This window comes from Hominilimicola sp., from assembly GCF_046972485.1.
GTDB lineage: Bacteria > Bacillota > Clostridia > UBA1381 > UBA1381 > Hominilimicola > Hominilimicola fabiformis.
In genome coordinates this window covers 20,358-30,045 of the sequence record NZ_JBKVWU010000019.1, presented here as the reverse complement: position 1 = coordinate 30,045, position 9,688 = coordinate 20,358, and the positions used below count along the sequence as shown (strand labels likewise).

General features: G+C 40.4%; 7 protein-coding genes. 3 read left to right on the top strand and 4 right to left on the bottom strand.

Annotation, left to right across the window (positions count from 1 at the left end; genetic code table 11):
• A partial coding sequence (mraW, locus tag ACLTU0_RS03970; RefSeq protein WP_412321466.1) for a 16S rRNA (cytosine(1402)-N(4))-methyltransferase occupies positions 1-156 on the bottom strand: 156 nt, incomplete at its 3' end.
• Between the two features lie 57 nt (positions 157-213).
• Entirely contained in the window at positions 214-657 is a 444-nt protein-coding gene (mraZ, locus tag ACLTU0_RS03965; RefSeq protein WP_022230879.1) for a division/cell wall cluster transcriptional repressor MraZ, read from the bottom strand.
• A gap of 402 nt (positions 658-1,059) precedes the next feature.
• Between mraZ and ACLTU0_RS03960 the strand changes: the two genes are divergently transcribed.
• From ACLTU0_RS03960 to ACLTU0_RS03950, 3 genes are all read left to right on the top strand, one after another.
• A complete protein-coding gene (locus ACLTU0_RS03960; protein WP_412321465.1) occupies positions 1,060-3,222 on the top strand; it encodes a Tex family protein in 2,163 nt (720 codons plus the stop codon).
• A gap of 2 nt (positions 3,223-3,224) precedes the next feature.
• Positions 3,225-4,022, top strand: a complete 798-nt coding sequence (gene lgt, locus ACLTU0_RS03955; RefSeq protein ID WP_022230877.1) for a prolipoprotein diacylglyceryl transferase — start codon at positions 3,225-3,227, stop codon at positions 4,020-4,022.
• 139 nt (positions 4,023-4,161) lie between these two features.
• Positions 4,162-4,308, top strand: coding sequence for a hypothetical protein (locus ACLTU0_RS03950; RefSeq protein ID WP_022230876.1), 147 nt, complete (start codon positions 4,162-4,164; stop codon positions 4,306-4,308).
• Between the two features lie 25 nt (positions 4,309-4,333).
• Here the strand turns inward: ACLTU0_RS03950 and ACLTU0_RS03945 are convergent, their stop codons facing one another.
• Both ACLTU0_RS03945 and spoIID read right to left on the bottom strand, forming a co-directional pair.
• Positions 4,334-8,563, bottom strand: coding sequence for an Ig-like domain-containing protein (locus ACLTU0_RS03945; protein WP_412321464.1), 4,230 nt, complete (start codon positions 8,561-8,563; stop codon positions 4,334-4,336).
• 125 nt (positions 8,564-8,688) lie between these two features.
• Positions 8,689-9,645 carry a stage II sporulation protein D gene (gene spoIID / locus ACLTU0_RS03940; protein WP_147515036.1) on the bottom strand — a complete coding sequence of 319 codons (957 nt, stop codon included), beginning with the start codon at positions 9,643-9,645 and terminating at the stop codon, positions 8,689-8,691.
• Between the last annotated feature and the right edge of the window lie 43 nt (positions 9,646-9,688).

Below are 9,688 nucleotides of genomic sequence, written 5' to 3'. Positions count from 1 at the left end.
GTCTATACCGATAAGTCGGCACGAATCGTTTGTTGACAAAATACCGTGCGAATGTCCGCCGCCGCCGAGTGTGCCGTCTGCATATATACCGTTCGGTTTGATATTCAGCGCATCAATGCTTTCCCCAAACAATACTGAAATATGTTTAAATTCCATTTTGATTCCCTTTCAATTAATTTTTTGAACCGTCAACACTTTATCGACAACCTCAAATCAAATATTAAGTCCGTAATTTAATATTCCGTCCATCATAATATCGTCTGAAAGTTCATCTTGGTATCTATCCCATTCTTCACTGTCCCATATTTCAAGACGTGTGTTTGCACCTACAAGCACAACATCTTTTTTCAGGTTAGCATATTCCATCAGACGCTTTGCGATTGGCACTCTGCCTTGCTTGTCTATAACGGCTGAAGTAGCCTTACCGAAAAACAAACGTACAAAAGCCGCAGCATTTCTGTCTGTGGCAGTTGGGAGTTGATTAATCTTTTCAGAAATCTTATCCCATTCCTCTTGTGTGTATAATTGAAGGCATTTATCTGACATTGAACGTGTAACGTACACTGTTTCGGACATATTTTCTCTAACTTTGGCAGGCAAGATAATTCTTCCGCGCTCGTCAAGCTGACGCGGATATTCGTCAACAAAATTTACCATATTCAATGTCACCTGCCTTTTTATTGATTTATGGGTTACTCTCTCCAATTTGACCGTTTGTCACCCCAAACGCTCCAATCCGCTCCCATTAACTCCATTTTACCCTAAATCAATCAAAAGTGCAATAGGTTTTTTGTATTTTTTTCAGCTCATACATCTCATTTTAACTCATTTTACTGTTTTGCTTGTAAAATTAAGCTAAATGGGATATAATTAGCTTAACTGCATTTTTAATCACATATATATTTGGTGTTGAGTTTACATAATTGCACACTATATATTGTGGTTGTTACTATTATATCACAAATATTTCAGTTTGTGAATAGAATTTTTAAAATTCATTTGCAGAATTGTTACAGAATAATTTCAAAGCAAAACATTATTTTTTGGAGGATATACATAATGGAAAAATCAGAAGAAAAAATCATAAATCAGCTTACGTCTGAATTTAACTTACGTTCCGAACAGGTTACAAACACCGTAAAACTGATTGATGACGGAAACACAATTCCTTTCATTGCCCGTTACAGAAAAGAGGCAACAGGCTCTCTAAGTGATGAAATATTACGAGATTTTTACGACAGGCTTTCATATTTACGTAACCTTGAAGATAAAAAAGAAGAAATATTGCGTTTGATTGACGAGCAAGAAAATTTGACCGTTGAAATCGAAAAATCAATTGAAAATGCCGTAACATTATCGGAACTTGAGGATATATACCGTCCGTTCAGACCAAAACGCCGCACAAGAGCGACTATCGCAAAAGAGAAAGGACTGGCACCGCTTGCCGAAATTATCCTTGCACAAAATCCGAGCGATAATATAGAAAGTATTTCGCTTGATTTTATCGACGCCGAAAAAGATGTTGAAAGCAGTGAGGACGCAATAGCCGGTGCTATGGACATAATCGCCGAAGAAATCAGTGATAACCCCGAATACAGAAAAGATATTCGTCAAAAAACAATCGACTTTGGTCTTTTGGTTTCAAAAGCGTCAACAGAAGACGACAGTGTATACCGTCTTTACTATGATTTTGCCGAACCAATAAAAAAACTTGCAAACCACAGATTGCTTGCGATAAATCGTGGTGAAAAAGAAGGATTTTTATCGGTAAAAATTGATATTGACGAAGAAAAAATCACAAACTATCTTTTCAGACGACTTACTCCAAAACACGAATCACCGTCTACAAAGTACGTCAAGCTTGCCGCCGAGGACAGTTATAAACGACTCATCGCGCCGTCCATATCAACAGAAATACGCAATATGCTTACGGAAAATGCCGAGGAGGCATCAATAAAGGTATTCAATCAAAATCTTTCGGGACTTTTATTGCAACCGCCTATTAAGGATAAAATCGTTATGGGCTTTGACCCGGGTTACAGAACAGGGTGCAAAGTCGCGGTTGTGGACGAAACAGGCAAAGTCCTTGACACCAACGTTGTTTACTGCACATTGCCTAACCACGACAAAGACAAGGCTAAGAAAATTCTTACGGATATGATTTTAAGAAACAATGTAAACTTAATTTCAATCGGTAACGGAACAGCCTCAAAGGAAAGTGAAATATTTATTTCCGACCTTTTAAAAGAAATTGACCGAGAAGTATTTTACATTATGACAAACGAGGCAGGTGCGTCTGTTTACAGTGCGTCAAAGCTTGCAACCGAAGAATTTCCGCAGTATGACGTTGCACTCAGAAGTGCCGTTTCAATAGCAAGACGTGTGCAAGACCCGCTTGCAGAGCTTGTAAAAATTGACCCTAAATCAATCGGTGTCGGACAGTATCAGCACGATATGAACCAAAAGCGCCTTGGTGAGGCACTCGGAGGAGTGGTTGAAAATTGTGTAAACAGTGTCGGTGTTGACCTTAATACCGCCTCTCCGTCACTGCTTGCATATGTTGCCGGAATTAACAAAACCGTTTCAAAAAACATCATCACATATCGCGAAGAAAACGGTAAATTCAATACAAGAAAAGAACTTTTGAAAGTGCCAAAACTCGGTGCAAAAGCATTTGAGCAGTGCGCAGGTTTCTTGCGTATAACAGACGGTGACAATGTCCTTGACAACACCTCCGTCCACCCTGAAAGCTACAAAGCCGCCGCGCAGCTGCTTAAACATATGGGATATACCGAACAAGACGTTCAAGACGGTACTGTTGCGGATTTAAAGCAACGTCTGTCGAAAGAAAATACACACAAATTAGCCGAAGAACTCGGAATAGGTGAAATCACTTTAAAAGACATTGCCGACAGTATTATAAAGAAAGGTCGCGACCCGCGTGAAGAATTGCCGCAACCCGTTTTAAGAAGCGACATTCTCTCAATGGAGGACTTAAAACCGGATATGGTACTGACGGGAACGGTGAGAAACGTTATAGATTTCGGTGCATTTGTCGATATAGGTGTTCATCAAGACGGACTTGTACACATATCGCAAATATGCGACCGATACATCAAGCACCCAACCGACGTACTTTCAGTCGGTGACGTTGTGAAAGTTCGTGTACTTGAAGTTGACGTACCGAAAAAACGTATTTCACTTACTATGAAGGAGGTATGATTATGAACAACATTGCTTTTCCTAAACTCGGCATTTCTCTAAACATTTCACCTGTCGCATTTTCAATAGGTTCAAAGCCCATTTATTGGTATGCACTTATCATTCTTTCAGGTTTTCTTTTGGGATTATTTTTCGTTTATAAAACCTGTGAAAAGCGTGGTGTGAAAAAAGATAATGTATGGGATATCGCCTTGTTCGGACTTATTTTCGGAATAATAGGCGCAAGAATATATTATGTGCTTTTCGCACTCGATGAATTTGACTCGATAGCCGATATGTTTAAAGTCTGGAACGGCGGACTTGCTATTTACGGCGGTATTATCGGTGCGATAATCTCAACCGTTATATACTGCAAGGTTAAAAAGCTGAATATCGCCAAAGTCTTTGACGTATGTGCACCCGGTCTGTTTATCGGTCAAGCAATCGGACGTTTCGGAAACTTTGTAAACGTCGAAGTGTACGGCGGTGAAACAAACAGCCTTTTCGGTATGTCCATAAACGGTGCAACACCTGTTCACCCATTATTTTTATATGAATCGATATGGAATGTTATCGGACTTGTGATACTTCTTCTGATTCGTGACAAAAAAAAGAATGACGGACAGGTATTTTGTTTCTATATTTTCTGGTATTCATTCGGCAGACTGTTCCTTGAAGGTATGAGAAATCCGAATTATATATTATATGTAATTCCAAATGTTCTCGGCATTTCTCAGCTTGTTGCAATACTGTTTATGATTGCCGCTGTGTCAGCTTTTGTCGTTTTACAGGTTAAAGCGAAGAAAGACAGTGAAATTTAAACGGTTGTGTCGTTTTCTGCAACACGAAAGTTGCTCCTTTTACACCACAATATATTGACAAGTTTTATCATATATTGTAAAATAAATACAACAAGCAGTGGTTTACATATAACCGTGTAATCGAAAGGAGCATACATAAATGAACAACATTAAACAACTGAAAACAGATTTTGATAATCTTATAATTGAAAAAAATTATTGTCTTTCCGACCCCGAAGTCGTATCAAAAGCAATAGAACTCGAAAACATACTAAATAACACATTAAAAAAATCGCAGACCTTATAGTCTGCGATTTTTGTTTTTAAATTTGTTATTGAGCATTTTCGCAAAGTGCTGTCATACCGCCAAGCGAATCCCACATAAATACTTTCAAATTATTTTCTTTGATACTTTTGTCAAAAGTAATTTCACTTTCCAAATATTTGCCTTTTTCAACATTGGCAACAGGGACTGTCTTGATTTCAACAAGTTTACCGTCCTTGCCATACAATGCACCTATCAATGAAATGTCATCAACATCTTCATCAACAACCGCATATGTTACCGTAGCAGTCTTATCGTCTTTTCCACTTACTTTCACTTCTGAAAATTCAAGCGGTTCTTCACCTTGAACAAATTGTGACACTTTAATTCTGTCGATACCGTTCGGAACAGCCCAGTTAGGTGCCGCACCGGCACGAGTAAATCCGAATTTAACAGCATTTGTTGCGTTTTCTGTAGTATAATCGCCTACTTTTGTTCCGTCAAACCAAAGTGATGCTACACCTGTAGCAGTATTAACCGTCACTTTAACATTCTTAGTGTATGTTTGATTTGCACCGTTGAATATGCTGTCATTTGTGCCGTCACTGTCGCTGTCAAGCCATGTTGCTCCGCCGTCTGTGCTTAGGAACATCTTATAGCCGTTTGTCCAACCAAGACGAATATTACCGATTTGAAGATACTCAAAGTTACCGTCTCTGTTTACCGCACTTCCGAAATACCAATCAACATCATAAGTTACGATAGCATTATTGCCTACTTCAAAATTCTTTTCCGCACTGTATTCACCTGTCGGTTGAGTCGCATTATACCAAATACGGTTATTGTCGCTGTCTACAGCAAGTGACGCAGTGTCTGTACCTACTTGTGTCCAATCTGTCAAGTCACTTTCAGCAAACTTACTGTCACCGCCCTTGTTATACAATTCTTCTGTTACACCCGAAGCAGTCGTTGACTTACTGTATGCAAGGTTTTCGATTTTCGGCGACGCTGTTAAAGTAGCCGAAGCATAATCTTCCATTTTTTGAGTATACAAACTTAATGTCTTGAATTTAGCACCGTTTAGCGCAAATGTTCTTTGCATTACGCCGTCATCATTTGCCCATGTTCCGTCTGTACCCATAACCTTTACAGTACAATTATCATTATCATAATCCAATGTGACTTTTACTTTCCAACGCTTTGAACTACCTTGAATATTACCCGCAACGTTACCGCTGTTTGACCATCCCGAACCCGATGCGGTTACAACAGCTGCCGCAGAATCGGCAGAAGTTTGTGCCATCAAGTCTTGAGCCTTTGTGGTATACGGCTGATATATATTCACAATGTTGTTGCCCTCACTGTCAAGAAGTTTCATTCCCATTGTATATTCATGTCCTGTCCAGTTCCAATTTGAACCGTCAACCTTTACACCGCCTGTTGTAAGTCTGTATTCAAGCTCAACCTTACCGCTGTCATAAACTTCAAAATCTTTATGTGCCTCCGCACCGTCAGTCGCACCTGTTTGCGAAATAACCGCACTGTTGGCACTTCCTGTAAATGCAGTGTTTTCATCAGTATTTTCCGATACAAACTCATTGTTACCCGTTGCGTCAACTACATCTATCGGTTTAACTCTTACCACACACTTTGCGGTATATCCGCCGTCTGTGGTAGTCGCGGTTACAACCGTTCTGCCGTAGCTTTTACCTGTGATTGTACCGTTGTCCGAAACTGTTGCGATTTCAGGATTTTCCGATGTCCATTCTACAGACTTATCCGTAGCGTCATCAGGCATTACCGTTGCGGTAATTTGCTTTTTGTAACCCATTCCCAAATCAATTAGTTTCTCTGAAATTCTTACGCCCGTAACTGCATTTTGCGTAACAGTCACTTCACAAGTATCTGTAAAGCCACCGTCTTTGGTTGTTGCCGTTATAGTTGCAGTTCCGGCTGAAATACCTTTCACAACACCGTTTGTAACAGTTGCCACGTTTGCATTGGACGAAGTCCAAGTTATACCCTTTCTTGTCGCATTTTCAGGTGTGATAATAGCATTGATTGCTTCTGTCTTGCCTTTTTCAACTTCTATTGACTTTTTCTCCAAAGTCATTCCAGTGACCGCTACTTGCTCCGGTGCCGAATATGTCACCTTTGTATAAGGCACTGCCGGTGCAAGATAGTTAAGTGTATTGCCGCTTTCGTCTGTTGCAAGTGCCACAGAACCTATATAATAACTTGCGTGTGTCGGTTGGTTATATCCGACATTCTGCCACGCAACTGACAATCTGTATTGGCAGTCGTGCATTAATGTTGTAATTCTGTAATCTGTAGGCATTGTTGAGGTATATATTCTCAAATATGCCTGATCTGTTGCCGAGCCTTTGTTTACCGGCATTATAATTTCTTCACGCCAGTCGCCCCAAATATCGGCAACAAGCGAAGGATTTCTCTTTGAGTAGTTGTTTGTAGAACCGCCTGTAAGTGTGTATCCGTCTGACGGACCGTAAAATCTCTTTGTTGTACCTGTTGCGGCATAATATTTTTGGATAATGTTTGCGTCAAGCAACTCACGGCTCAAATCGCCGTCCCAATATACAAGGAAATTATCAAAGGTACCGCTTCCCGCACCCGCAGGTTTTGCTGCAACATCATCACCGTTCAAGTCGTGAGCATTCGCAATTCCGCTGCTCCAACCTATCGCCAATGCATTTGAATGTTCCTTTGCGTAGCTATCATCAATGTTATCCATAACACCACGTCCGTTATCACTTGATGTAGTCAGTTTTCCGGAACTCCAAAAATGCTTTCCTGTGCTTGCGACTCTTAAATCTTCGGCATACTTTTTAAATTCCTCCTCTTTTACCGAAAATACTTCTTGAGTGCCGTCATTATTAAAGTCGCTCATATGCATTGCGTCACCGTGTCCAAGACCTGTATTTCCGAGAACTGTTTTACCGTCATCATCAAGTGCGGCACTTCCGTAAACAATTTCGTCCTTGCCGTCATTGTCAATATCGCCTACAGAAAGATTATGATTTCCTTGTCCGTACAGTGTCGTTGAGCTTTCACTCTTCTTACCTTTATGCTCCCACTGCATTGTAAGTTCAGTACCGTCCCATGTATATGCACGAATTACAGAGTCGTGATAATAACCTCTGCACATAACGATACTCGGATGAACACCGTCAAGATAAGCCACTGCCGCAAGGTATCTTTCACTTCTGTTATACTTTGCCCTGCCGTCGCCCCAATATTGATCTTCTGCCGCATCATACGGAATATAGTCCGTTGTATAAAGTGCGGCACCTGTTTCGCCGTCAAATATGGTTAAATACTGCGTAAACGGATTTTTACCCTTTAATCTTCCGCTTGTGCCTATATATGATTTTGTATTGTCGGTATTTCTGATTTCGTCAGTATCACCGACTTCCGTAACGTAATGACCTGTGCCGTCAACCGTACCGGGTGCTGTTTTCATTGCCACTTCTGACTTTCCGTCACCGTCAAAGTCATACACCAAAAATTGCGTATAGTGTGCACCTGATGTAACATTTTTACCCAAATCAATACGCCACATATAACCGTCATTGTTCGGATCAATCTTATATGCGTCAATATATGCATTACCTGTAAAATCCGCACCGGCACTGTCTTTTGAGTCTGTCGGGTCCCACTTTAATACAATTTCATAATTGCCGTCACCGTCAAGATCGCCGACAGACGCGTCATTCGCACCGCCTTCGTGGCTTTTGTCAACAGTGTAATAATTTGAAATCTTGCCGTCACCCATTCTTTCTACCGGATCAGGACGTGAAATAGGAATATCTACATATGTAAATGAATTTTTCTCACTGTTTCCATTTCCGACTTCATTTGACTTTGCACAGTTGTTGTTTGAAGTAGGTGTAACTTCAGTTTCCTTAGACGCGTCCTCACCCGCTTTTACAACCTTGTATTTATCCGATGCAGTACCCGATGTATCAATCCAGTTTGTAGCGTCATGTACACCTGTTGTATGTATTTTTGTACCGTTTTTATAAATATCGAATGCTTGATTTTCAAGACTTTCGTCACCAAGCAATCTCCAACTCAAATATACACCGTTAACTGCCTGACCTCGTGTATCTGCCGTTGTCTTAACAGCAATCAATCCACGATTAAGCTTTTCCATTTGACGTGCGTTTGTTTGATATTGCGGAGTTTTAACTTCCGCGGCGTTTGCCGGTAAGGCAAAACTGCTCATTGTGGCGGTCATTGCAACTGCAACCGCCGCACTTATCACTTTTCTGTTCATTATTAAATCTCTCCCTCAAAAATAATTATAATAATATTTTATAACTTTTTACGGAATTTCTCAATATAAAAAACAGTCATATTTTTTTTTAAGTCACAAATTTTCGTATCATTTTTTGTGCAATTTTACCTGTTTTCTATTTCAACACCTGTATAATAAGTTTTTAAAATTTCCTCATATGTCTTTCCCTGCCTCGCAAGGTAATCTGCACCATACTGGCTCATACCGACGCCGTGACCGAACCCTTTTACGCTCATTTTTATATTGCCGTTTTCTTGCGATATTTCAACATTTGCGGAACGCAGTGAAAATATATTTCTAAATTCTGTTCCTTTTATATTCACTCCGCCTACATCAAGTGTTACAATACCGCCTGCATTTGAGCGGTTAATGTTCGATACAAGTCCATTATTCCAATCCACACCGTCAATTTTTTCTTCCGCAATATTTTTAAATTCCTGTTCACTCAATGTCAATTCACTGTGATACTTCGGTGATTCTTCATCTCCCGTACTTGCAACACTTTGCAAATACGGCACGTCCGCCCCCCAAACGTCAACTGCCGATTCCGTCATACCCGACGAAGTTGAATGAAATACCGCCGATATTATTTCATCGTTGTATGTCATTATCTGTCCTGTAGTTTCGTCTACCGCTGTGCTTATTTTGTTCCAATTTTCATCGGCACCGGCACCCCAGCTTTCTCTCCGCTTATCCTCCGAAATATACGCCTGACAGTGCGTTGAATCGGTGCATATCACCGCACCGTTGTGACTTTCGGCAATGTTGCCTTTGTCTTTTTCGGCAATATGTGAGTACAGATAAGTTCTTGCCGCAACGGCTTGTGCCTTTAATGCCTCTTCCTCAAAATCGGCAGGCATTTCCGCCGCCACCACGCATTTTAAATATTCATTAATATCCATATCTTTAACACAATCTTCTTCCGACACATACACACTTACCGTTCCGCTCTCAATCGGACTTTGTCCTTCTCCACTGCCACCGATTAACCAAACTATCGCAAGCGGCAAAAGCAACGTAATAAAAATGATTATAACAACTACTAAAAGTATCTTTTTCACACCCAAATCCCCTTTTTAGTTTATGTATATGGAAACAGGCACA

What these genes read in the sequence shown, in the direction of transcription:
- lgt (WP_022230877.1), top strand. Translation starts at nt 3,225, where the DNA reads ATGAACAACATTGCTTTTCCTAAACTCGGCATTTCTCTAAACATTTCA.
- ACLTU0_RS03960 (WP_412321465.1), top strand. Translation starts at nt 1,060, where the DNA reads ATGGAAAAATCAGAAGAAAAAATCATAAATCAGCTTACGTCTGAATTT.
- mraZ (WP_022230879.1), bottom strand. Translation starts at nt 657, where the DNA reads ATGGTAAATTTTGTTGACGAATATCCGCGTCAGCTTGACGAGCGCGGA.
- ACLTU0_RS03950 (WP_022230876.1), top strand. Translation starts at nt 4,162, where the DNA reads ATGAACAACATTAAACAACTGAAAACAGATTTTGATAATCTTATAATT.
- ACLTU0_RS03945 (WP_412321464.1), bottom strand. Translation starts at nt 8,563, where the DNA reads ATGAACAGAAAAGTGATAAGTGCGGCGGTTGCAGTTGCAATGACCGCC.